At 61.0% G+C, this 22158-nt stretch carries 22 protein-coding genes; 13 read left to right on the plus strand and 9 right to left on the minus strand.

Features of this window, described 5'->3' with window-relative positions; genetic code table 11:
- Positions 1 to 43 precede the first annotated feature (43 nt).
- Positions 44 to 1726 (plus strand): class II poly(R)-hydroxyalkanoic acid synthase, encoded by a 1683-nt coding sequence (gene phaC, locus L9B60_RS09615; RefSeq protein ID WP_249678256.1) that lies wholly within the window; start codon positions 44 to 46, stop codon positions 1724 to 1726.
- 32 nt (positions 1727 to 1758) lie between these two features.
- Positions 1759 to 2373, plus strand: a complete 615-nt coding sequence (locus tag L9B60_RS09620) for a TetR/AcrR family transcriptional regulator (RefSeq protein ID WP_249678257.1) — start codon at positions 1759 to 1761, stop codon at positions 2371 to 2373.
- A 109-nt stretch (positions 2374 to 2482) separates the two neighbouring features.
- Here L9B60_RS09620 and L9B60_RS09625 read toward each other — a convergent pair whose 3' ends face one another.
- Together L9B60_RS09625 and L9B60_RS09630 are read right to left on the minus strand one after the other, a co-directional pair.
- On the minus strand, positions 2483 to 3331 hold the full coding sequence (locus L9B60_RS09625) for a phasin family protein (RefSeq protein ID WP_249678258.1): 849 nt from the start codon (positions 3329 to 3331) through the stop codon (positions 2483 to 2485).
- Positions 3332 to 3341: 10 nt separating this feature from the next.
- On the minus strand, positions 3342 to 3779 hold the full coding sequence (locus tag L9B60_RS09630) for a phasin family protein (protein WP_249678259.1): 438 nt from the start codon (positions 3777 to 3779) through the stop codon (positions 3342 to 3344).
- Between the two features lie 243 nt (positions 3780 to 4022).
- Between L9B60_RS09630 and cptA the strand changes: the two genes are divergently transcribed.
- Positions 4023 to 5762, plus strand: coding sequence for a phosphoethanolamine transferase CptA (gene cptA / locus L9B60_RS09635; protein WP_249678260.1), 1740 nt, complete (start codon positions 4023 to 4025; stop codon positions 5760 to 5762).
- Positions 5763 to 5852: 90 nt separating this feature from the next.
- On the opposite strand, the gene L9B60_RS09640 is transcribed toward cptA, so the two are convergent.
- Positions 5853 to 6128 carry a polyhydroxyalkanoic acid system family protein gene (locus L9B60_RS09640; protein ID WP_249678261.1) on the minus strand — a complete coding sequence of 92 codons (276 nt, stop codon included), beginning with the start codon at positions 6126 to 6128 and terminating at the stop codon, positions 5853 to 5855.
- Between the two features lie 137 nt (positions 6129 to 6265).
- Here L9B60_RS09640 and ubiE point away from each other — a divergent pair, with 137 nt between their 5' ends.
- The 10 genes from ubiE (at position 6266) to L9B60_RS09690 (ending at position 14288) form a co-directional block, all read left to right on the plus strand.
- Entirely contained in the window at positions 6266 to 7036 is a 771-nt protein-coding gene (gene ubiE, locus L9B60_RS09645; RefSeq protein ID WP_249678262.1) for a bifunctional demethylmenaquinone methyltransferase/2-methoxy-6-polyprenyl-1,4-benzoquinol methylase UbiE, read from the plus strand.
- The gene (locus tag L9B60_RS09650) at positions 7036 to 7659 is read left to right on the plus strand and encodes a ubiquinone biosynthesis accessory factor UbiJ (protein ID WP_249678263.1); all 624 of its coding nucleotides are present in this window, start codon (positions 7036 to 7038) and stop codon (positions 7657 to 7659) included. The genes ubiE and L9B60_RS09650 overlap by 1 nt, the downstream gene beginning before the upstream one ends.
- Positions 7656 to 9263, plus strand: a complete 1608-nt coding sequence (gene ubiB, locus L9B60_RS09655) for a ubiquinone biosynthesis regulatory protein kinase UbiB (protein ID WP_249678264.1) — start codon at positions 7656 to 7658, stop codon at positions 9261 to 9263. Before L9B60_RS09650 ends, ubiB begins: the two co-directional genes overlap by 4 nt.
- Positions 9264 to 9335: 72 nt before the next feature.
- Positions 9336 to 9737 (plus strand): phosphoribosyl-AMP cyclohydrolase, encoded by a 402-nt coding sequence (hisI, locus tag L9B60_RS09660; protein ID WP_249678265.1) that lies wholly within the window; start codon positions 9336 to 9338, stop codon positions 9735 to 9737.
- Positions 9730 to 10065 (plus strand): phosphoribosyl-ATP diphosphatase, encoded by a 336-nt coding sequence (locus L9B60_RS09665; protein WP_249678266.1) that lies wholly within the window; start codon positions 9730 to 9732, stop codon positions 10063 to 10065. The genes hisI and L9B60_RS09665 overlap by 8 nt, the downstream gene beginning before the upstream one ends.
- Before the next feature lie 24 nt (positions 10066 to 10089).
- Positions 10090 to 10356 (plus strand): twin-arginine translocase TatA/TatE family subunit, encoded by a 267-nt coding sequence (locus tag L9B60_RS09670; protein ID WP_249678267.1) that lies wholly within the window; start codon positions 10090 to 10092, stop codon positions 10354 to 10356.
- A gap of 3 nt (positions 10357 to 10359) precedes the next feature.
- Positions 10360 to 10779, plus strand: coding sequence for a Sec-independent protein translocase protein TatB (tatB, locus tag L9B60_RS09675; protein ID WP_249678268.1), 420 nt, complete (start codon positions 10360 to 10362; stop codon positions 10777 to 10779).
- Positions 10776 to 11567 carry a twin-arginine translocase subunit TatC gene (gene tatC / locus L9B60_RS09680; RefSeq protein ID WP_249678269.1) on the plus strand — a complete coding sequence of 264 codons (792 nt, stop codon included), beginning with the start codon at positions 10776 to 10778 and terminating at the stop codon, positions 11565 to 11567. The genes tatB and tatC overlap by 4 nt, the downstream gene beginning before the upstream one ends.
- Positions 11564 to 12271 carry a 16S rRNA (uracil(1498)-N(3))-methyltransferase gene (locus L9B60_RS09685; RefSeq protein ID WP_249678270.1) on the plus strand — a complete coding sequence of 236 codons (708 nt, stop codon included), beginning with the start codon at positions 11564 to 11566 and terminating at the stop codon, positions 12269 to 12271. Before tatC ends, L9B60_RS09685 begins: the two co-directional genes overlap by 4 nt.
- 100 nt (positions 12272 to 12371) lie before the next feature.
- Positions 12372 to 14288, plus strand: a complete 1917-nt coding sequence (locus tag L9B60_RS09690) for a methyl-accepting chemotaxis protein (protein ID WP_249678271.1) — start codon at positions 12372 to 12374, stop codon at positions 14286 to 14288.
- Between the two features lie 70 nt (positions 14289 to 14358).
- Here L9B60_RS09690 and L9B60_RS09695 read toward each other — a convergent pair whose 3' ends face one another.
- From L9B60_RS09695 to L9B60_RS09720, 6 genes are all read right to left on the minus strand, one after another.
- A complete protein-coding gene (locus tag L9B60_RS09695) occupies positions 14359 to 14721 on the minus strand; it encodes a hypothetical protein (RefSeq protein ID WP_249678272.1) in 363 nt (120 codons plus the stop codon).
- 225 nt (positions 14722 to 14946) lie between these two features.
- Entirely contained in the window at positions 14947 to 15681 is a 735-nt protein-coding gene (locus L9B60_RS09700; protein ID WP_249679698.1) for an amino acid ABC transporter ATP-binding protein, read from the minus strand.
- Entirely contained in the window at positions 15674 to 16636 is a 963-nt protein-coding gene (locus L9B60_RS09705) for an amino acid ABC transporter permease (RefSeq protein WP_249678273.1), read from the minus strand. The genes L9B60_RS09700 and L9B60_RS09705 overlap by 8 nt, the downstream gene beginning before the upstream one ends.
- 70 nt (positions 16637 to 16706) lie before the next feature.
- Positions 16707 to 17504, minus strand: coding sequence for a transporter substrate-binding domain-containing protein (locus L9B60_RS09710; protein WP_249678274.1), 798 nt, complete (start codon positions 17502 to 17504; stop codon positions 16707 to 16709).
- Positions 17505 to 17747: 243 nt separating this feature from the next.
- Positions 17748 to 20330: a glucans biosynthesis glucosyltransferase MdoH gene (gene mdoH, locus L9B60_RS09715; RefSeq protein ID WP_249678275.1), complete on the minus strand. Its 2583-nt coding sequence runs from the start codon at positions 20328 to 20330 to the stop codon at positions 17748 to 17750.
- A complete protein-coding gene (locus tag L9B60_RS09720) occupies positions 20323 to 22062 on the minus strand; it encodes a glucan biosynthesis protein G (protein WP_283780589.1) in 1740 nt (579 codons plus the stop codon). The genes mdoH and L9B60_RS09720 overlap by 8 nt, the downstream gene beginning before the upstream one ends.
- Positions 22063 to 22158: the final 96 nt, after the last annotated feature.

The raw sequence follows: 22158 nt of genomic DNA on the forward strand, positions 1-22158 counted from the left end.
GTCCGCAGTGTCTGATGGTGGCTTGACGAAGGAGTGTTGAATCATGAAAGACAAACCCGCGAAAGGCTCCCCGCCTGCGCCCGCAACGTACATCAACGCGCAAAGCGCCATCACCGGCCTGCGCGGTCGCGACCTGATGGCCACCCTGCGCAGCGTCGCCCGGCATAGCCTCAAGCACCCGCTGCACAGCGCCAAGCATGCCTTGGCACTGGGCGGGCAATTGAGTCGGGTCTTGATCGGCGACACCCTGCATCAGCCCAACCCTCGCGACTCGCGCTTCAACGACCCGGCTTGGAGCCTCAACCCGTTTTATCGGCGCGGCCTGCAGGCCTACCTCAGCTGGCAGAAAGAGGTGCGCAGTTGGATTGATGAGAGCCAGATGCCCGAGGACGACCGAGCCCGGGCGCACTTTGTTTTTTCGCTACTCAATGACGCGATGTCGCCGACCAACTCGCTGCTCAACCCATTGGCGCTCAAGGAGCTGTTCAATTCCGGCGGCCTGAGCCTGTTCAAGGGCATCAACCACCTGATCGACGATTTGCGCAACAACAATGGCCTACCCCGCCAGGTGGGCCGCGAAGCGTTTGAAATCGGCAAGACGGTGGCCACCACGCCCGGTGCGGTGGTGTTTCGCAACGAGGTACTGGAGCTGATCCAGTACAAGCCGATGAGCGAGAAGCAGTACTCCAAGCCGCTTTTGGTGGTGCCCCCACAGATCAACAAGTACTACATCTTTGACCTCAGCCCCACTAACAGCTTCGTGCAGTACGCCCTGAAAAACGGCCTGCAGGTGTTCATGGTCAGCTGGCGCAACCCCGATGCGCGGCACCGCGAGTGGGGGCTGTCGAGCTACGTAGAGGCCCTGGAACAGGCGTTGAACATCTGCCGCGCCATTACCGGCGCACGCGAGGTCAACCTGATGGGCGCCTGCGCCGGCGGCTTGACCATGGCAGCGCTGCAGGGGCACCTGCAGGCCAAGCGCCAGTTGCGTCGAGTGTCCAGCGCCACCTACCTGGTCAGCTTGCTGGACAGCGAGATCGAAAGCCCGGCCACGCTGTTTGTCGACGAGCAAACACTGGAGGCGGCCAAGCGGCGCTCCTACCAGCACGGCGTGCTGGACGGCCGCGACATGGCCAAAGTGTTCGCCTGGATGCGCCCCAACGACCTGATCTGGAACTACTTCGTCAACAACTACCTGATGGGCAAGGAGCCGCCGCCCTTCGACATCCTCTACTGGAACAATGACAACACCCGCCTGCCAGCCGCCCTGCACGGCGACATGCTGGATTTTTTCAAGCACAACCCGCTCAAGCACGCCGGGGGCCTGGAGGTGTGCGGCACGCCGATCGACCTGCAAAAGGTCACGGTGGACAGCTTCAACGTGGCCGGCATCAACGACCACATCACGCCGTGGGACGCGGTGTATCGCTCCACGCTGCTGCTGGGCGGTGAACGCCGCTTCGTGCTGGCCAACGCCGGGCACGTGCAAAGCATCCTCAACCCGCCCGGCCACCCCAAGGCCACTTACGCCCAGAACCCGAAGATGAGCAGCGACCCCCGGGCCTGGTACTACGACGCGAAAAACACCGAAGGCAGTTGGTGGCCCGAATGGCTCGCCTGGGTGCAGGAGCGTTCCGGCGCCCAGCATCCCACGCTGATGACCCTGGGCAACGCCAACTACCCGCCCATGGACCCGGCGCCCGGCACCTACGTGCGGGTGCGTTGAGCCTGTATTTCAAGGAACGATGAACAGACCGCATGAAAACTCGTGACCGCATTCTGGAATGCGCCCTGCAACTGTTCAACCAGCAGGGCGAGCCCAATGTCTCGACCATGGAAATCGCCAATGAAATGGGGATCAGCCCAGGCAACCTGTATTACCACTTCCACGGCAAGGAGCCCTTGATACTGGGCTTGTTCGAGCGCTTCGAAGAAGAACTCACGCCCCTGCTCGACCCACCCGAGGACGTGCAACTGAGCGCCGAGGACTACTGGCTGTTCCTGCACCTGATCGTCGAGCGCATGGCGCAATACCGCTTTCTGTTCCAGGACCTGTCGAACCTGGCCGGTCGCCTGCCCAAGCTCGCCCGCGGCGTGCGCAGCCTGCTCAATGCACTGAAACGCACCCTGGCCGCGCTGTTGGCCAGCCTCAAGGCCCAGGGCCAAGTGATCAGCGACACCCGTGCCCTGGGGCAACTGGTGGAGCAGATCACCATGACCCTGGTGTTTTCGCTGGATTACCAACGCATCATCGGCCGCCCGGGCGAGGTTGGGGTGGTGGTGTACCAGGTAATGATGCTGGTAGCGCCGCACTTGCAAAGCGAGCCCAGGCAGGAGGCGGAGCAGTTGGCGTTGAGGTATTTGGAAACTTGACCGCAAGCCCTCACCCTAGCCCTCTCCCAGTGCGTGCACCGGGGCAACGGGCACACACAAAAACGCCCGGCCGTTTCAAGGGCCGGGCGTTCGGGTCAGCCCTTTAAAATCAGGACTGGCTAGCCGGTGCCGTTGTGGCGGCCGGGGTGCTGGCCGGTGCTGCAGGGGCCGCGCTGTTGGCGGTGCTCGGTGCGGCGGCGGGTGCCGCAGCGGCCGGTTTGGCCGCGACGGGCTTGGCGGCGGCTGGCTTTTTCACGGCCGGCTTTTTCGCCGCGGCAGGCTTGGCAGCGGGTTTGGCTGCTGGCTTGGCCGCTGCGGTTTTAGCCGCAGGTTTGGCGGCCGGCTTGGCAACGGTTTTTGCCACTGCCTTCGCTGCCGCTACCGGTTTGGCCGCTGCCTTGGCAGCTGGTTTTGCCGCTGCAGTTTTGGCAGCCGGCTTAGCGGCAGGTTTGGCGGCAGGTTTTGCCGCTGCCTTGGCCAATGGCTTGGCAGCTGGTTTAGCCGCAGGCTTGGCCGCTGCCGTTTTGCTGGAGATCGGCGTGACCGACGCACCCGTCAGCTTCTCGATCTGCTTGGTCAAGGTGTCCACCTTGCCATGCAGCGCCTTCACTTCTTGGCGGCTGGGCACACCCAGCCGCGAGATCGCGCTGTTGAGGCGCTTGTCGAATGCCTCCTCCAGCTCGCCCCATTTGCCCAGCGCACGATCTTTCACATCGCTGACCCGTGATTTCGCCGACTTGGCGGAGGATTTTACCGAATCGACACCCTTGTCGACCTCGGCCTTGGCCTGGGTTTCGGCTTTCTCACCGTCCTTGACCAGCGTTTCGAAAAGCTTACTGCCGTCATTGCTGATCTTCGAGTAAGCGCCCAAACCGGCAAGCCAGATCTGACGGGAGTATTTTTCTACTTCGCCGACCCACGAGCTGCCTTCTTTCTCAACCTTCTTTTTGCCAGCCATCCCGCTCTCCTTATTGTTTACGCGCGACACGTTCGAGCAATGCCGTCAGCTCATCGAGCTTAGCAGAGAGTGTCTCAACGTCATGTTTAGACGGAATGCCAATGCGATTCAAGGCACTGGCCACTCGGGTGTCGAACGCGCTTTCGATCTTGTCCAGTTGCAACTCGACCTTGCCCTTAACGCTGGTGAGTTCGGTCTTGATGTCGCTTTTGGCTTCATCGATCTGAGTGTTGGCGGCCTTGAGCTCCTTGTTGATGAGCTTCTTGCCGTCCTTCTCCACCGTTTCGCCGGTCTTGATCAGGTCTTTGATGTAGCTGACGCTTTCCTTGCCAGCCTTGGCGTAGGCGCCCAGGCCCGCCAACCAGATCTTGCGCGCATAAGAGCGCACTTCGCCGATGGCCTGCTCGGCAGGCACTTCGACTTTTTTCTTCAGGGTAACTTTTGCCATGGTGCACCTCACGCTTTGAAAGGTTCGAGGACGGCCCGACGAACTCGGGGCTTGAGCACACATTAGTGACAATTTTTAGAATGCTCACCCTAAGTGATCCCAGCCCATAAAACCTTGTGTAAGATTTTTGACGAAAATCTCACATTTCAAGCGTTAGGATGCGGCACGCATTTTTCTGAGCAGCTTGCCTGAGCCCCTTCAAAGGCCGAACGGCGTGAACCCGCTCACCTAGAGTTGAATTCTATGACCACAGCACAACAGGCCCCCGCCGCCCGCAACCGTACCGACTGGGCGGGTATTGGCTGGCTTTTTCTGTTCTTCTGGTACTTCTCCGGCGTGACCCAGGGCTTGATCCTGATGACCGGCACTACCGGTTTCGAGGGCTTCCGCCAGGCCTTCCTGCTCAGCGCGCTGTGGTTGATCCCGGTGCTGTTGTTCCCCTCGCGCACCCGCGCCATCAGCGCAGTGCTGGGGGTCATCCTGTTCCTCTGCTCGCTGGGTAGCTTTGGCTATTTCCTGATCTACAAACAGGAATTCTCGCAGAGCGTGATCTTTATTATGTTCGAGTCCAACAACGCCGAGGCTGGTGAATACCTGGGGCAGTATTTTGCCTGGTGGATGGTCCCGGCGTTCCTGGCCTACGCCGCCGTGGCAGTGTTCCTCTGGACCCGCCTGCGCCCGGTGTACATTTCCAAGACCAAGGCGCTGGTGGTCAGCCTGGCGCTGTTCCTGTCGCTGCTGGTGTGGCCGCTGGTCAAGCAGGTCAAGCGCCAGCAGGATTTCGACGCCGGCATGGAGAAGTTCCAGGACCGCCTGGAGCCTGCGGTGCCGTGGCAGTTGGTGATCGGCTACAGCAATTACCTCAAGCAGCTCGATGGCATGCAGGAGATGATGGCCCAGGGTGCGAAAATCCTGCCGCTCAAGAACATGAAAGACACCATGGCCGGCCAACCGTCGACCTTGGTGCTGGTGATAGGCGAGTCGACTAACCGCGGGCACATGAGCCTTTACGGCTATGGCCGGGATACCAACCCCAACCTCGAAAAAATGCGCGACCAGTTGGATATTTTCAACAATGTCGTGACCCCGCGCCCCTACACCATTGAAGCGCTGCAACAGGTGCTGACCTTTGCCGACGAAGAGCACCCGGACCTGTTCCTGAAGACCCCGTCGATCGTCAGCATGATGAAACAGGCAGGCTACAAGACCTTCTGGATCACCAACCAGCAGACGCTGACCAAGCGCAACACCATGCTCACCACCTTCTCCGAACAGGCAGACGAGCAGTCGTACCTGAACAACAACCGCAACCAGAATGCCCGCCAGTACGACGGCGACGTGATCGAACCATTCGCCAAGGCTCTGACCGACAGCGCCCCGCGCAAACTGATCGTGATTCACCTGCTGGGCACCCACGTGGCCTACCAGTACCGCTTCCCGCCCGAGTACGCGAAGTTCAGCGACACCCAAGGCGCACCGCAAGGGTTCACTGGCGAAAAACTGCAGACCTACAACGACTATGACAATGCCGTGCTGTACAACGACTACGTCATTTCGAGCCTGATCAAGACCTACTCGGCCACCGACCCGAACGGCTTCTTGCTGTACCTGTCGGACCACGGCGAAGACGTGTACGACTCGGGCGACCACACCACCCTGGGCCGCAACGAAGGCGCACCGACGGCGCCCATGTACACCATTCCGTTCATGACCTGGGCCTCGCCCAAGTGGCGCAATGACCACGCCTGGGCTTTTGCCGGCGACGTCAACCGCCCCTACAGCAGCGCCAACCTGATCCACACCTTCGCCGACATGGCGGGCCTGAGCTTCGACGAGCTGGACCCAAGCAAGAGCCTGATCAATGCCAAGTTCAGCGAGCACACCCGCTGGATCGGCGACCCGTACAAGAGCAACGGGTTGATCGATTTCGCGACCATCGAAGACAAGAAGGTGAGTGGCGACAAGGCGGTGGTCAAGCAATAACCGGTGGGTGCAAAGCTTGCTTGCGGCAGGGAGCCAAGCGGTCTGGCGTCAGATCGCACGGCTTCTTCGCAAGCAAGCTTGCTCCCACAGTCAGGCCAAGGCTTTATCCAAGGCCTTCTCGATCTCGCCCTTGATGGTGCCGCCCATCATCGACAGCATCATCCCAAGCTTGATGTCGACGCGGATGTTGTCGTCGCCAATGCGGATGGTGCCGTTGGCGCCGCTGCGTTTGATCTCCACGGTGTCGCCTTCCCAGCGGGCCTGCAGGTCATATTCGCGGGCCAGTTTGTCCACCAGTGCTTCGGCTTTCTGGCGGGCGGCCTCGCGGCCCAGGCTATGTTGGCGCTCTACGCTGATCTGCGTCATTCAACCGTTCTCGAATCATTGATTTAGCTGCCTATAGTATCCCGGATGGCGTCGATATCCATCTGCTGCCAGCCTTGCCAAGACAAAGCAGGCCATGGGGATTAGAATGGCCAGTAATTTTTCCCGGTGACAGCGATATGAATGATCAGCGCAAAGGCAGCGATGCCGAACCCACCACCCATTTCGGCTACAAAAACGTGCCGGAAAGCCAAAAGGCCGACAAGGTCGCCGAGGTATTCCACTCGGTAGCGGCCAAGTACGACCTGATGAATGACGTGCTCTCGGGCGGCATGCACCGGTTGTGGAAACGCTTTGCCATCGAACTGTCGGGCGTGCGCAGCGGCAACCGGGTGTTGGACATCGCCGGCGGCACGGGCGACCTGACCCGCAAGTTCTCGCAACTGGTGGGCAGCACCGGCGAAGTGGTGCTGGCCGACATCAACGAATCGATGCTCAAGGTCGGCCGCGATCGCCTGCTGGACTTGGGCGTGGCCGGCAACGTCAAGTTCGTCCAGGCCGACGCTGAAAAGCTGCCGTTCCCCGACAACTACTTCGACTGCGTGACCATCGCCTTCGGCCTGCGCAACGTCACCCACAAGGACGACGCCATCGCCTCGATGCTGCGCGTGCTCAAACCGGGCGGCCGTCTGCTGGTGCTGGAGTTCTCCAAGCCCACCAACAAGTTCATGTCCAAGGTCTACGACGCCTACTCGTTCGCCTTCATGCCGTTGGCCGGCAAGCTGATCACCAATGACTCCGAGAGCTACCGCTACCTCGCCGAGTCGATCCGCATGCACCCAGACCAGGAAACCCTGAAGGCCATGATGGTACAGGCCGGCTTCGACCGCGTGACCTACCACAACATGACCTCTGGCATCGTCGCCCTGCACCGCGGTATCAAGCCCTGATGCTTTACCGCGGCCTGCTCGCCAGCGTCGAACACGGCATAAACCGTGTGTTGCGCCTGGACAGCACGGCATTGCCGCGCCTGGCCCGCCTGGAAGGCAAGGTGATCGAAGTCGATTGCCAAAACCCGGCCATGAGCCTATTCATCCTGCCCAGCGGCGAGGGCCTACTGCTGGCCAGCCAATGGGCGGCCGAGCCGGACTGCACGTTGCGCGCGCCGGCCAGCAGCCTGCTGCAACTGGCCACCAGCAAGGACAAGTCGGCGGTGCTGCATAGCCCGCAGGTGGACCTTGCCGGTGACAGTTCGGTACTGCTGGAGCTGACCGCGGTACTGCAAGACCTGGAACTGGACTGGGAATACGAGCTGCAACGCTGGCTCGGCCCGGTGGCCAGCCACCTGATCGGCGGCCATGTGCGCAGCCGTGCCCGCTGGACCCGCCAGGGCCTGGGCAGCCTTAATCAGAACCTGGCCGAATACCTGAGCGAAGAAAGCCGTACACTGGTCGGCAAACACGAAGCCGAAGCACGATTTTCTGAACTCGATGAGCTGAAAACCGATCTAGAACGCCTGGAGGCGCGTATCGAGCGCCTCACCCGATCCCTCAACTCCAGCGATAATGCATGAAGCTGCTTGCCGTCCGCCGTTTGTTGCGCATCCAGCGCGTCGTGATTCGCTACCGCCTCGATGACCTGCTGTTCGCCCTGCCACTGCCGTGGTTCCTGCGTGCGCTGCGCTTTGCCATGCCTTGGCGCTGGCTGCCACGCAAGGCCCTGGAGCTGAGCCGTGGCGCACGCCTGCGCCTGGCCCTGCAGGACCTGGGGCCGATTTTCATCAAGTTCGGGCAACTGTTGTCCACTCGCCGCGACCTGCTGCCAGAAGACATCGCCGATGAACTGATGCTGCTGCAGGACCGCGTGCCGCCCTTCGACCCGCAACTGGCGATCAAGCTGATCGAAGAGCAACTGGGCGCGACCATCGCCCAGGTGTTCAGCCGCTTCGATGTCGAGCCGCTGGCCTCCGCGTCGGTTGCGCAGGTGCATGCCGCGCGGCTCAAAAGCGGTGAAGAGGTGGTGGTCAAGGTGGTGCGCCCGGGCCTCAAGCCTGTGATCGGCCAAGACCTGGCGTGGCTGTTCCTGCTGGCACGCTGGGCCGAGCACTTTTCGGCCGACGCGCGCCTGCTGCACCCGGTGGACGTGGTGGCCGACTACGAAAAAACCATCTACGACGAACTCGACCTGCTGCGCGAGGCCGCCAACTCCAGCCAGTTGCGGCGCAACTTCGAAGGCTCGGACATGCTCTACGTGCCTCAGGTCTACTGGGACTGGTGCCGGCCCAAAGTGCTGGTGATGGAGCGCATCTATGGCATCCAGGTCACCGACCTTGCCACCCTGGCCGACCAGCGCACCGACATGAAACTGCTGGCCGAACGCGGCGTGGAGATCTTCTTCACCCAGGTGTTCCGCGACAGCTTCTTCCATGCCGACATGCACCCGGGCAACATTTTCATCAGCACCGTGGCGCCCTGGAGCCCGAAGTACATCGCCATCGACTGCGGCATCGTCGGCAGCCTGACACCTGAAGACCAGGACTACCTGGCGCGCAACCTGTTTGCCTTCTTCAAGCGTGACTACCGCCGCGTCGCCCAACTGCACATCGACTCGGGCTGGGTACCGGCGGAAACCAAGCTCAACGAATTCGAAGCGGCTATCCGTACCGTGTGCGAGCCGATCTTCGAAAAACCGTTGAAGGATATTTCCTTCGGCCAGGTGCTGATGCGCTTATTCCAAACGGCCCGGCGCTTCAACATGGAAGTGCAGCCGCAGTTGGTATTGCTGCAAAAAACCCTGTTGAATATCGAAGGCCTGGGCCGCCAGCTTTATCCGGACCTGGACCTGTGGAGCACTGCACAGCCGTTCCTGGAGCGCTGGATGCGCGAACGCGTGAGCCCCAAGACGCTGTTGGGCAACCTGCAATCGCAGGTGGAGCAACTGCCGCACCTGGCCAACATGACCCGCGACCTGCTTGAACGCATGTCGCAACCGCACGCCAAAGACCCTGCGCCGCCCTGGCAGCGCCGCAACGATGGCTGGGCATTGCGCTTGTTGGGTGGCGCGTTGCTGGCCGGTGGTGCGACACTGGCAGCCAGTGGCGCGGCCATCGACACCCTGGCCGCCTGGCCCGCGTGGATCATGCTGGCGGCAGGCCTTTACCTGGTCGTGCGCCGATAGCCAGCCCACCCTGGGGCTGGCACACTAGTGATGGGTTCGCCGCGTGAGCGAACCCGGTTGTCGGAGTGGAACATGAAAGACTGGCTGGACGAGATCAACTGGAACAGCGACGGCCTGGTACCGGCCATCGCCCAGGATCACAAAACCGGGCGCGTGTTGATGATGGCCTGGATGAACCGCGAAGCGCTGAGCCTGACAGCCAGCGAAAACCGTGCGATCTATTTCTCCCGTTCGCGCAACAAGCTGTGGCGCAAGGGTGAAGAGTCCGGCCACGTGCAGCATCTGCACGAAATGCGCCTGGACTGCGACGCCGACGTGGTGATCCTGATGGTTGAGCAGGTCGGTCATATCGCCTGCCACACCGGCCGCGAAAGCTGCTTCTACCGCGTCTACGAGAACGGCGACTGGAAAACCGTCGACCCGGTGCTCAAGGACCCGCACGCCATCTACTCGCCAGGACACAGCCATGAGTGACACCCTGACCCGCCTGGCCCAAGTGCTGGAGTCGCGCAAGGGCGCCGACGCCGACAGCTCTTACGTCGCCAGCCTGTACCACAAGGGCTTGAACAAGATTCTGGAAAAGGTCGGCGAAGAGTCGGTCGAGACCATCATCGCTGCCAAGGACGCCGCCGTGAGCGGAGATTGCAGCGATGTCATCTACGAAACCGCCGATCTGTGGTTCCATAGCATGGTCATGCTCGCCGCCCTCGGCCAGCATCCCCAGGCTGTCCTGGACGAACTGGACCGCCGCTTCGGCCTGTCCGGCCACGACGAGAAGGCTGCACGTCAGCCGTCCGCCTAACGCTTTATTACGAGGAGCTGCATCATGGGTCTTTTTGACTGGAAACACTGGATCGTCATCCTGATAGTCGTGGTACTGGTTTTCGGCACCAAAAAGCTGAAAAACCTGGGCACCGACGTGGGCGAATCGATCAAAGGCTTTCGCAAAGCCATGAATGACGAAGAAAAACCTTCCGAGCCGGTGCCACCTGCCCAGCCGGTTCACCCACAGGCCTCCACTTCGCCTCTGAACCAGCCGCACACCATCGATGCCCAGGCTCAGAAAGTCGAAGAACCGATCAGGAAAGACTGATAAATGTTCGGGATCAGCTTCAGTGAACTGCTGCTCGTGGGCCTCGTCGCCCTGTTGGTGCTCGGCCCCGAGCGCCTGCCCGGTGCCGCGCGCACGGCTGGCCTGTGGATTGGCCGCTTGAAGCGCAGCTTCAATGCCATCAAGGCCGAAGTGGAGCGCGAGATCGGCGCGGACGAAATCCGCCGGCAACTGCACAACGAGCACATCCTGTCGCTGGAGCAGGAGGCGAAAAAATTTCTCAACCCGCTGAGCGAACCCGTGGCCACCCAGCCTCCGGTGACGCCACCACCGGTGGCCGCGGCAGTTGACGCGCCTACTTCACCGCAGTCGGTGATCGAGCCACACACGCCCCCTGCGGCCCCGAGCCCGGCCGTTGAAGCGCCGATGCCCCACGACCCAACATTGCCACCGCGAGCCCCATGAGCAAGATCCCCGAAAACGACCAGCCGATGCCGCTGGTTTCGCACCTCACCGAGTTGCGTACTCGCCTGCTGCGTTGTGTAGCGGCCATTTTCATCATCTTCGCCGGGCTGTTTTCGTTTACCCAACAAATCTACACCTTCGTCTCTACCCCGCTGCGCCAGTACCTGCCAGTGGGCGCGACGATGATCGCCACGGACGTGTCCTCGCCGTTCCTCACGCCGCTGAAACTCACCATGATGGTTTCGCTGTTTTTGGCGATCCCAGTGATCCTGCATCAGATCTGGGGCTTCATCGCGCCCGGCCTGTACAAACATGAAAAGCGCATCGCGGTGCCGTTGCTGGTGTCCAGCATCCTGCTGTTCTACTGCGGCATGGCCTTTGCCTACTTCCTGGTGTTCCCGCTGATCTTCAAGTTCTTCGCTGCCGCCACCCCGGCCGGCGTGGAGATGATGACCGACATCACCAGCTACCTCGACTTCGTAATGACGCTGTTCTTCGCCTTTGGCGTGGCGTTCGAAATTCCGGTGGCCGTGGTGCTGCTGGTGTGGATCGGCGTGGTCGACGTGAAGGCGCTGAAAAAAATGCGCCCCTACGTGATCATTGGTTGCTTCGTGGTGGGCATGATCCTGACCCCGCCCGACATCTTCTCGCAGACGCTGTTGGCCGTGCCCATGTGGATGCTCTTTGAAATCGGCCTGCTGTTTGGCGGCCTGATCAAGAAGCGCGGCGACCATGAAGAGTCAGCCGACAACGACGGCAACGACCAACCGCCAGCGACCCAGCCGTGAACCTGCTGCTACTGGAAGAGGCCGACTTTATCGCGGCCGACCGGGTGGTGCTGCGTGATCGGCGCCTGACGCACATGCAGGAAGTACACCGCTGCGAGGTCGGCGACAGCATGCGCGTGGGCCGCATCGGCGGCCTGATGGGCACGGCCGAGGTGGTGCGCCTGGAGGCGGGCGAAGCAGAGCTGGTGGTACGCCTTGACCTGCCGCCACCCGCCAAACTGCCACTGACCCTGGTACTGGCCCTGCCCCGACCGAAGATGCTGCGCCGGGTGTTCCAGACGGTTGCGACCATGGGCGTACCCAAGCTGATCCTGGTGAACAGCTACCGGGTCGAAAAAAGCTTCTGGCAAACCCCCTTCCTGGAGCCCGAGGCCATTCGCGAACAACTGATCCTGGGCCTGGAGCAGGCTCGCGACAGCGTGTTGCCGGAAGTGGTCATAGAAAAGCGCTTCAAGCCCTTCGTCGAAGACCGCCTGCCGGCCATTAGCGAAGGCACCCTGGGGCTGGTTGGCCACCCCGGCAACCATCCATCCTGCCCGCGCGGGCTGGCTGAACCGGTGACCCTGGCCATTGGGCCGGAAGGTGGCTGGATACCCTACGAAATCGAACTGCTGGGTAAATCGGGATTACAGCCGGTACAGCTTGGCGAACGGATCCTGCGGGTGGAGACAGCGGTAACTGCGCTGCTCGCCAGACTCTTCTAAAAAGTCCGATTCACGGTAGTCAACTTCCTGTGTTGGGGGCCGATATAGTGGCACGCTAGTAGCAATTTGCTTAGCCTGCCCGCTATGGAGTGCACCCCACATGTACGCTTGGATCTCCCTGAAACTGGGACATATTGGTGTGAGCCGTAAACTCATGATCGGCTTCGGCCTGGTCCTGCTGTGCACGCTGCTCATCATGTTCACCGGCTGGAGTGGCCTGAACAGCCTGATCGATCGTGGCAACAAGATCGGCACCATCGCGCACATCAGCGAATTGACCCGCGACCTGCGGATCAACCAGCAGGGCATCGCGGTGCAGGGCGGCAATAACACCGGGGATGCGCTCAAACGCACCCTTGGCGAGTTGCCACGGGCGATTGAGGCGGCAAAGCAGCAACTGACTCGACCCCAGGACCTCACCCGCCTAGACCAGCAACTGAGCGCGACCAGCGAATACCAACGCGCACTGGGCCAACTCGACCAAGCCCTGCAGAACCGCGAGAACGCCCGTAGCGCCTTGGGCGGAACCGCCGACAAGGCCGTCGAGCTGATCGGCAACGTCGAAAAGGGGCTGCTGCAAGGGGAAAACCTGCAGCGCTTCAATAGCGTGGTGACCCTGAGCAAACTGATCCAGCAGGCACGCTTCCAGGTGCGCGGCTACACCTACAGCGGCCGCCCCGAGGCTGAGCAACCGGCACTGGATGCCATCGAGCAGGCCGAAACAGCCACGGCCACCCTGGCCGGCAGCCTGAGCATCGAATACATGCGCAATTTGCAGCAGGCCACCGAGTCAATCAAGGGCTACCGCGCGGCCGTCGGCCAATACCGCGACTCTCAAGTGGCCAGTGCCCAGGCACTCAAGGTGATGGATGAGCAGGGCCTGCGCTTGCTCGACCTGAGCCAGCAATTGACCACCGGGCAGAACGACATGCGCGACAGCGACGCTTCGCACGCCAAGTCGATGCTGATGATTGCCACCGCGCTGGCGGTATTCTTCAGCGTATTGGCCGGCTGGGCGATCACCCGGCAGATCATGATCCCGCTGACCCACGTCGGCCGTGTCGTGGACCAGGTGGCAGCCGGCGACTTGACGCAAAACATCGACTCCAAGCGCCGCGACGAACTGGGCCAGTTGATGCGCGGCGTGCAACGCATGATCAGCGGCCTGCGCGAGCTGGTCAGTGGTATCAACGAAGGCGCTACGCAAATCGCCAGCGCCGCCGAAGAGCTGTCAGCCGTTACCGAGCAAACCCGCACCGGGGTTAACAGCCAGAAGGTGGAGACCGATCAGGTGGCCACCGCCATGAACGAAATGGCTGCCACGGTGCAGGAAGTGGCGCGTAACGCCGAGCAAGCCTCTGAAGCAGCAATGGCTGCTGACCAGCAGGCCCGTGAAGGCGACAAGGTGGTGAACGAGGCCATCGCCCAGATCGAGCGCCTGGCCAAGGAGGTGGGCAACTCCACCGAAGCCATGGGCCAGCTCAAGCGCGAAAGCGACAAGATCGGCGGCGTGCTAGACGTGATCAAGTCCGTGGCCCAGCAAACCAACCTGCTGGCCCTGAACGCCGCCATCGAGGCGGCCCGTGCGGGCGAGGCCGGCCGCGGCTTTGCCGTGGTCGCCGACGAAGTGCGCAGCCTGGCCCAGCGCACGCAGAAATCCACGGAAGAAATCGAAGAACTGATCGCCGGCCTGCAAAGCGGCACCCAGCAAGTGGCGATGGTAATGGACAACAGCCGCACGCTCACCGACAGCAGCGTGGAACTGACCCGCAAGGCTGGCGGTTCACTGGAAAACATCACCCGCACGGTGTCGGCCATCCAGGCGATGAACCAGCAGATTGCCGCTGCTGCCGAGCAACAGAGCGCGGTGGCCGAGGAGATCAACCGGAGCGTGCTGAACGTGCGTGACGTGTCGGACCAAACCTCGGCAGCCAGTGAAGAGACGGCGGCCTCCAGTGTTGAGCTGGCGCGATTGGGGACGCACTTGCAGGCGTTGGTGGGCAAGTTTCGGGTTTGATCCATAATCGCTGCCGCAGGCTGCGTGGGTATTTTAAAACACGCAGTCTACGGCATCGGCTACACGGTCATTACAACGGGCCACTGCCCAAGTAACAAACAAAGGAAGTAGAGGTGTCAAGCAACGCGCCAGAGCGGAACAACTTGTAAAATATCTCACATCGACTTCCGTGCTGTTTCAGCTCAATGAACGTAGCACCTGTGACCCAGACTGCTTTGGCTTCAAGTGTAGCAATAGTGTAGGTTGAAAGTGACTTTTGATAAGTGCCTACCTTTGCGATCAACTCGATCTGATCACCCGCTCTAAAACCGGGATCAAGCGGTACCCATACGGTGCCCCCACTGGCATAGCCCGGAAAGCCACCTCCCGCAGCCACACCATCTAGGTTAGGCGTGTACAGCATCATTACAGCACTATCGTCTTTATCATTCATTTTGCACACCTCAATTATATTGATGACGACACCGTGTCGCCCCCATAATTAAAGTACTTCTATTATTTACATTCACGACCAGACGTCGCAAAATAATAACTATCAAAAGTGCGCATCTGGATTTTATATTTTCATGCTGCACTGCATTAACATTCTTCCGTCTGCACGCCGCACTTTTGATCGCCACCAAAGTGTCGAAGCGCGGCGTGCAGCAAACGTTAATTTTTACAACACCTGGCGCAAGAATGCCTGAGCCCGTGCATCTTTCGGCGCATCAAAGAAGGCTTCTGGCGTCGAATCTTCCAGCAGCTTGCCATGGTCGAAAAACAACACCCGATCAGCCACTTCCCGGGCAAAACCCATCTCGTGGGTCACGCAGATCATGGTCATGCCTTCCAGTGCCAGGGTCTTCATCACATCCAGCACTTCGCCGACCATTTCCGGGTCCAGCGCCGAGGTGGGCTCGTCGAACAGCATCACCTTGGGGTCCATGGCCAACGCCCGGGCAATGGCCACGCGCTGTTGCTGACCGCCCGAAAGGCGTGACGGGAACTCGTTGGCTTTCTGGCCGATGCCGACCTTTTCCAACAGGGCCCGGGCCTTTTCCTCGCGTTCCTTCTTGTTGCGCTTGCGCACCACTTTCTGCGCCAGGCACAGGTTTTCCAGCACGGTCATGTGCGGGAACAGGTTGAAGTGCTGGAACACCATGCCCACTTCGCGGCGATAGGCATTCACGTCGGTCTTGGGGTCGGCCAGTTGCAGGCCGTCGATGCTCACCGAGCCTTCGTCAAAGCTTTCCAGGCCATTCAGGCAGCGCAAAAAGGTCGACTTGCCCGACCCCGAAGGGCCGACCACCACTAGCACCTCGCCCCTGGCGACGTGGGTGCTGACGTGATCTACCGCACGCACCACGTGGCCGCGGGTATCGAAGACTTTTACCAGGTCACGAACTTCAATCACTTTGCGCAAGCCTCCGCTCAAGCCGGCTGGCGAAGTGCGACAGCGGCAGGTTGATCAGCAAATACAGGGCAGCCACGCAGAACCAGATCTCGAAGGTGGAGAACGATGTGGTGATCGCCTCGCGGCCGCTCTTGGTCAGCTCGGTGATGGAGATCACCGACACCAGTGAGGTGTCTTTCACCAAGCTGATGAACTGCCCGGCCAACGGTGGCAGCACGCGCTTGAACGCCTGCGGCAGTATCACGTGGCGCATCGACTGGTTGGCACTCAAGCCCAGCGAACGCGCCGCTTCACCTTGGCCACGGGCAATCGACTGCACGCCGGCACGCACGATCTCGGCCACGTAGGCACCGGTGAACAGTGCCAATGCGGCAACCCCTGCGAACTCGCGGGACAGGTTGAGCACGGTACCGATGAAAAAGTAGAAAATGAAGATCTGCACCAACAGCGGCGTACCGCGCACAAGTTCCACGTATACCGTCGACAGGTCACGCAGGGTCGGGTTGTTGGACAGCCGACACAGGCCGGCGAACAAACCGATCACCAAGCCCATGACGCCAGACACCAACGAAATCCAGATGGTGGTCCACAAGCCCCAGGCCAACGGCCCGGCCGCCCAGTGGCGGGTCACGCCAACGGCGTCGCCTTCGGACACGTCATCGCCTTCGCTCATGTGCACGCTGTCTTGCGCCACGTCGAGCACTTGGTCGTCACCGTCCTCGCCCTTGATAGTGACCCGGGCCATGTCGCCCTGCACCACGATGGACTCAAGGATGCCGTTGCTGGCCGCGCGCTGGGTGTCCTCGGCCTTGTAGGCAAAGTACTGGGGCACGCGGTTCCAGCGCCATTCGTAAGAAATCATCGACGTCGCGTAAAACAGGCAAACCGCCAGCCCGACAAGGACCAGCGCCGTCAACCCATGCCAGGGCCACTGGGCTTTCTTGTGTTTGATCACTGCTGCATTCCTAAAAGCGAACGCGCAGCCAAGGCTGCGCGCTAGGTCTCAAGCTAAGGAAGCTTGAGGCTTATTCCATCTCTTTGAGCCAGGTCTTATTCTTGAACCACTTGTCATGAATACGATCGTAGGAACCGTCTTCATGAGCCTGGCGCAGGTAGTTGTTGATGAAGTTCAGGCTGTCGTAATCGCCCTTCTTCAGGCCAAAGGCCAGCGGCTCGTAGGTGAACGGCTGGTCGAGGAACAGCAACTTGCCGTTGCCGGCTTTATCCACGGCCACTACGTTGTAGGGCGAGTCGTAGATAAAGGCATCCGCCTTGCCATTGACCACGTCCATCACCGCTTCCTGCTCGTTGTCGTAGCCGTGGTACTGGGCCTTGGCGATCAACTTGCGGGCGACGAACTCACCGGTGGTACCCACCTTGGAAGTGATGCGGTAGTCGGCAGTGTTCAGGTCTTTATAGGTTTTGACCTTGTCGGCCAACTCCTTGCGAATCAGCAGCGTTTGGCCGACCACGATGAAGGGGTCGCTGAAGTTGATGCGCAGGTTACGCTCCTGGGTCACGGTCAGGCCGCTGCCGATCAGGTCGAACTTGTCGGTCATCAACGCCGGGATGATCCCGTCCAAGCTGGTGGACACCAGTTCCAGCTTGACGCCCATGGTCTTGGCCATGGCCTTGAGCAGGTCCACTTCAAAACCGATGATCTCGCCGCGCTTGTTGGTCATTTCGAACGGCATGTAGGTCGGGTCCATGCCCACCCGCAGGGTGCCGCGCTTGACCGCCTCATCGATGGCACCGGCTTGGGCCGCACCGATCCCGCCCCACGCCATGACGCCGAGCAGCACCATCGACAGAAACTTTTTCATCACCCACTCCCCTCACTTACGGATATCGCCACCGGCGTTCACGTTGCCGCCAGGCAGATTCAGGCGCAACGCATCGGCGACGCACCATTTCGGGGTGCGATCCTAACGTGTTCGTGAGCTAGTACAAGGGCTGGGGACGACTTTGTTACTCAATGGCACATGAAAAATGCGGCCAAGAGTGTAAGAAATAGCTTCAACGAACTGAAACGGGCCCTTGAGCTGTTCACTCAAGGGCCCGTGTTTTCAGGCGTTTGCCAGGGTAGTCGGGGTTAGCGACTGGGGAACAAGCGGTAACAACGGTGAATGCGGGTCGGCATCGATCGACTTGCGCCAGGCATCGAGCCAGGCCGAATTGCCCTCGCTCCAAACCAGTGCATGCAACCGTGACAACGCCACAGGATCGCTCAGCAACTGCAGGCGGGTGTTGCCATCAAGGCTCGCCGGCCCCGCTTCCAATGCCTTGCGGATACGCGCTTCACGCATGTTTTCCACAGGCACGGCACCGGAACGGTGACGGGCGGTGGCCAGGCCACAGGCCAGGGCGTTTTGCTGCGGGTCGACCACGGCGCGCACAAAACCGTCTTTCAATGCATGCCAGCGGTTTTCGTGGGTGTACTGGTCGGTCGAGATCAGCTCTTGCGGCGTGTCGTATTCCTCGGGGATCAGGAACAGCTTCTCGTCGCGAGCACTCAGGCCCAGGTTGGTGCGGCTGGAAATCACCGACACCGGGATCGACAGCATCAACGAACCGACGATTGGCGTCAGCCACCACAGGAAGCTTGGGTTCAGCCAGCACACCAACAGCGCCCACAGGAAGCCCAGCAGGGTTTGCGGGCCGTGGCGACGAATCGCCTCGCTCCAGGGGGTGGAGTCATCGTCACGCTGCGGCGAGTTCCAGGTCGCGGCCCAACCCAGGAACGCAGCCAGCACGAACCGGGTGTGGAACAGCATGCGCACCGGCGCCAGCAGCATGGAGAACAGCATCTCCATCAGCATCGACATCGTGACCTTGATACGACCGCCGTATTCCTTCGCGCCCTTGGCCCAGATCAGAATGATGCTGAGCAATTTGGGCAGGAACAACAGCACGATGGTGGTGGAGAACAGCGCGATGGCCTTGTCCGGGTGCCACTGTGGCCATAGCGGGTAAAGCTGCCGTGGTTCCAGGAAGTAGGCCGGCTCCATCAGCGTGTTCACGGCCAGCAAGGCGGTGGACAGCACCAGGAAGAAGAACCACAACGGCGCCGACAGGTAAGACATCACGCCGGTCAGGAACACCGCGCGGTGCACCGGGTGCATGCCTTTTACCAGGAACAACCGGAAGTTCATCAGGTTGCCGTGGCACCAGCGACGGTCGCGCTTGAGTTCGTCGAGCAAGTTGGGCGGCAGTTCTTCATAGCTGCCCGGCAAGTCGTAGGCGATCCACACGCCCCAGCCGGCACGGCGCATCAGCGCAGCTTCAACGAAGTCGTGGGACAGGATCGCACCGGCGAAGGCGCCCTTGCCGGGCAACGGCGCCAGGGCGCAATGCTCGATGAACGGCTTCATGCGGATGATCGCATTGTGGCCCCAGTAGTGGGATTCACCCAACTGCCAGAAGTGCAGGCCGGCGGTAAACAGCGGGCCGTAGACGCGGGTGGCGAACTGCTGCATGCGGGCATACAGGGTGTCCATGCCCGAGGCTTTGGGCGCCGTCTGGATGATGCCGGCGTCTGGCGTGGCTTCCATCAAGCGCACCAGGCTGGTCAGGCATTCACCGCTCATCACGCTGTCGGCATCCAGCACCACCATGTAGCGGTAGTCGCCGCCCCAGCGACGGCAGAAGTCGTCGAGGTTGCCGCTTTTACGTTTTACCCGACGGCGACGGCGACGGTAGAAGATCTTGCCGAAGCCCTTGGCCTCACGGCAAACGTCCAGCCAGGCCTGTTGCTCGGCCACGGCAATGTCGGTGTCGTTGGTGTCGGAGAGAATAAAGAAGTCGAAGCGGTCCAGGTCGCCCGTGGCGGCCACCGATTCGAAGGTGGCGCGCAAACCGGCGAACACCCGAGGCACGTCTTCGTTGCAAATCGGCATTACCAGTGCGGTACGCGCACCGGCCTCGATCGGCTCGTTACCGGCGCTGGCACCCGAGATGCGGTACTTGTCGCGCCCGGTCAGCAGTTCCAGGAAGCCCATCAAGGCGGTCCAGAAACCGGCCGATACCCAGCAAAACAGGATCCCGAACAAGATCAGGATGCTGGTTTGCAGCGCATACGGAAGTACTTGTTGCGCGGTGAGCAGCAACGGCTGGTGCAGCACTTCGTCCAGATCGACGAACGACCAGCCCTGGTACGGCATGATGCCTTTCATGTAGTAGCCGGCGACAATCGTCTGGCCAAGCATCAGCACCAGCAGAATGTAGCGGCGCAACGACCCTACCCAGCGCCAGCGGGCCTTGGGTAGCTCCCGCTTGTCGCTCTTGGGCTCTGGCGGGTTGGTGCGCCCGGTCAGGCGCCGCCAGCCGCGGATCAGAATATTGGTTTTCCAAGGCTCTGGTACCACCCGGGTACGCTTGATCGGCGGCGTGGCCTTCAGGCACACGCGGCCGTCTGCGTCGAGGACGAGCATCTCGGCCTCTTCCAACTCGGCCGCACTGTCGAGTGTCAGCCGGCGGCCGACCGAAGCTTGTACCGCTTCGGCCGTTTCGCCCACTGGCTTCTGGGACAGACGCTCATGCAGCTCGCCAAAGGATGTGCAACGCGCCAGTTCCGCGCGTTGCTCCTCGCTCAGGGGCAGATGTGCCAGGTACTCGCTCAGAGACTCTGGCCGTGCTGGGGAATTACTCATCGGCAGGCAACTGATAGCTCCAGGTCTCGGTCAGCACTTGTTCAGTCTTGACCGGTTCCTCAGGGGTGGGCGCAGCCGCAGGTTCTGGCTGCTTCTCGACCTTGGCGGCCTTGTCATGCTTGGCGTCGGCCTTGGCATGCTTGGCGGCAGGCTTCTCTTCCTTAACCGGGGCTGCTGGCTTGGCAGGCTCTGGCAACGGCATGTCCTTGACCAGGGCGGCGCGCATTTCCACGGATTTTTTCGGGTCGGTGACCTTCAACCGCAGGGTCAGGCGCCAGCCTTTGGTTTCAGGATTGTAGCGCAGGCTGTTTTCGACCAGTTCGGCGTTGTCGCCGGTGCTGACCTGGCTACGCACCTGGGCGTCTTCGGGCAGTGCCGCGAGCACCGGGCCGGTGAAGTCAACCAGGAAGGCCACGCTGCCGTCTGGCTGGCGGATCAGGTTGGACTGTTTCACGTCACCGGTCGAACGCAGGGTCTGCTTGACCCAGGCGATGTCTGGCGAGTGCAACTGCTCTTCGTTGTTGGTGAAGCGAATACGGTAGTTGTGCTCTAGCGCAACGCCCGGCTCCGGCATTTTTTCCGGGCTCCAGAACGCAACGATGTTGTCGTTGGTTTCATCGGCAGTCGGGATCTCGACCAGGTCGACGGTGCCCTTGCCCCAGTCACCCTTAGGCTCTACCCAGGCGCTTGGGCGCTTGTCGTAGCGGTCGTCGAGGTCTTCGTACTGGCTGAAGTCGCGGTTACGTTGCAGCAAGCCGAAACCTTTCGGGTTCTCTACCGAGAAGTTGCTCACCGCCAGGTGTTTCGGGTTGTTCAGCGGGCGCCAGATCCACTCGCCATTGCCGGCGTGGATGGACAGGCCGCTGGAGTCATGCAGTTCGTGGCGGTAGTTGAGCACGCGCGACGGCTGGTTGGCACCGAACAGGTACATGCTGGTCAGCGGCGCGATACCCAGGCGGCTGACGTGGTCACGCAGGAACACCTTGGAGCGCACGTCGACCACCGAATCGCTGCCAGGGCGCAGGATCAGCTTGTAGGCGCCGGTGGAACGCGGCGAGTCCAGCAGGGCGTAGATCACCAGGTGCTTGTCGGTCGGCTTGGGCTTCTCGATCCAGAACTCGGTGAAGCGCGGGAACTCTTCGCCCGACGGCAGGGCGGTGTCGATGGCCAGGCCACGGGCCGAAAGGCCGTAGGTTTGGCCGGCGCCGATGACGCGGAAATAGCTCGCGCCCAGGACGGTCATGATCTCGTCCTGTTTATCCGGCTTGTTGATCGGGTAAGTGACCTTGAAACCGGCATAGCCGAGCTTTTCGGTGGACTTGGGGTCGAACTTCAGGTCACCAAATTCGAACCGGCTCGGGTCGTATTTGATCTCTTGGACCTGGTCGGCGGTGACTTCATTGATCTTGACCGGGGTGTCGAAATGCATGCCCTGGTGATAGAAGGAAATCTTGAAGGGGGTTTTGTCGGCCGCCCACTCGGCTTTTTCCGGCAGGAAGCGGATTTTCTGGTAGTCCGCGAACTTCATGTCACGGAATTCACCCGGCAGATTGCTTTTGGGTGCTTCGAATTTCTGCCCGGCAAGATCCTTCGCCTTGGCTGCAACGTCATCCAGACCGAACGCCCAGACGTGGCTGGTGCCCAACAGACAGAGCAGTGCAGACCCGGCCATTAGCGCGCTACGAAGGCGCTTGCCTGGGACTCTTGGTGCATTACAGGGACTAACAATCACGAGCAACCCTCGCCGAAAAACATATCAAAGAACCAACGGCCAGCTTCATGCGCCGGGTTGGCGAGCAATGTTCCGACTCCGAAAGGGCCTAATGAT

Origin of the sequence: Pseudomonas abieticivorans (genome assembly GCF_023509015.1) — a bacterium.
Classification (GTDB): domain Bacteria; phylum Pseudomonadota; class Gammaproteobacteria; order Pseudomonadales; family Pseudomonadaceae; genus Aquipseudomonas; species Aquipseudomonas abieticivorans.

Excerpts from the sequence above, each read along its gene's own strand:
- phaC (WP_249678256.1), top strand. The coding sequence starts at position 44 with ATGAAAGACAAACCCGCGAAAGGCTCCCCGCCTGCGCCCGCAACGTAC.
- L9B60_RS09620 (WP_249678257.1), top strand. The coding sequence starts at position 1,759 with ATGAAAACTCGTGACCGCATTCTGGAATGCGCCCTGCAACTGTTCAAC.
- L9B60_RS09625 (WP_249678258.1), bottom strand. The coding sequence starts at position 3,331 with ATGGCTGGCAAAAAGAAGGTTGAGAAAGAAGGCAGCTCGTGGGTCGGC.
- L9B60_RS09630 (WP_249678259.1), bottom strand. The coding sequence starts at position 3,779 with ATGGCAAAAGTTACCCTGAAGAAAAAAGTCGAAGTGCCTGCCGAGCAG.
- cptA (WP_249678260.1), top strand. The coding sequence starts at position 4,023 with ATGACCACAGCACAACAGGCCCCCGCCGCCCGCAACCGTACCGACTGG.
- L9B60_RS09640 (WP_249678261.1), bottom strand. The coding sequence starts at position 6,128 with ATGACGCAGATCAGCGTAGAGCGCCAACATAGCCTGGGCCGCGAGGCC.
- ubiE (WP_249678262.1), top strand. The coding sequence starts at position 6,266 with ATGAATGATCAGCGCAAAGGCAGCGATGCCGAACCCACCACCCATTTC.
- L9B60_RS09650 (WP_249678263.1), top strand. The coding sequence starts at position 7,036 with ATGCTTTACCGCGGCCTGCTCGCCAGCGTCGAACACGGCATAAACCGT.
- ubiB (WP_249678264.1), top strand. The coding sequence starts at position 7,656 with ATGAAGCTGCTTGCCGTCCGCCGTTTGTTGCGCATCCAGCGCGTCGTG.
- hisI (WP_249678265.1), top strand. The coding sequence starts at position 9,336 with ATGAAAGACTGGCTGGACGAGATCAACTGGAACAGCGACGGCCTGGTA.
- L9B60_RS09665 (WP_249678266.1), top strand. The coding sequence starts at position 9,730 with ATGAGTGACACCCTGACCCGCCTGGCCCAAGTGCTGGAGTCGCGCAAG.
- L9B60_RS09670 (WP_249678267.1), top strand. The coding sequence starts at position 10,090 with ATGGGTCTTTTTGACTGGAAACACTGGATCGTCATCCTGATAGTCGTG.
- tatB (WP_249678268.1), top strand. The coding sequence starts at position 10,360 with ATGTTCGGGATCAGCTTCAGTGAACTGCTGCTCGTGGGCCTCGTCGCC.
- tatC (WP_249678269.1), top strand. The coding sequence starts at position 10,776 with ATGAGCAAGATCCCCGAAAACGACCAGCCGATGCCGCTGGTTTCGCAC.
- L9B60_RS09690 (WP_249678271.1), top strand. The coding sequence starts at position 12,372 with ATGTACGCTTGGATCTCCCTGAAACTGGGACATATTGGTGTGAGCCGT.
- L9B60_RS09695 (WP_249678272.1), bottom strand. The coding sequence starts at position 14,721 with ATGAATGATAAAGACGATAGTGCTGTAATGATGCTGTACACGCCTAAC.
- L9B60_RS09710 (WP_249678274.1), bottom strand. The coding sequence starts at position 17,504 with ATGAAAAAGTTTCTGTCGATGGTGCTGCTCGGCGTCATGGCGTGGGGC.
- mdoH (WP_249678275.1), bottom strand. The coding sequence starts at position 20,330 with ATGAGTAATTCCCCAGCACGGCCAGAGTCTCTGAGCGAGTACCTGGCA.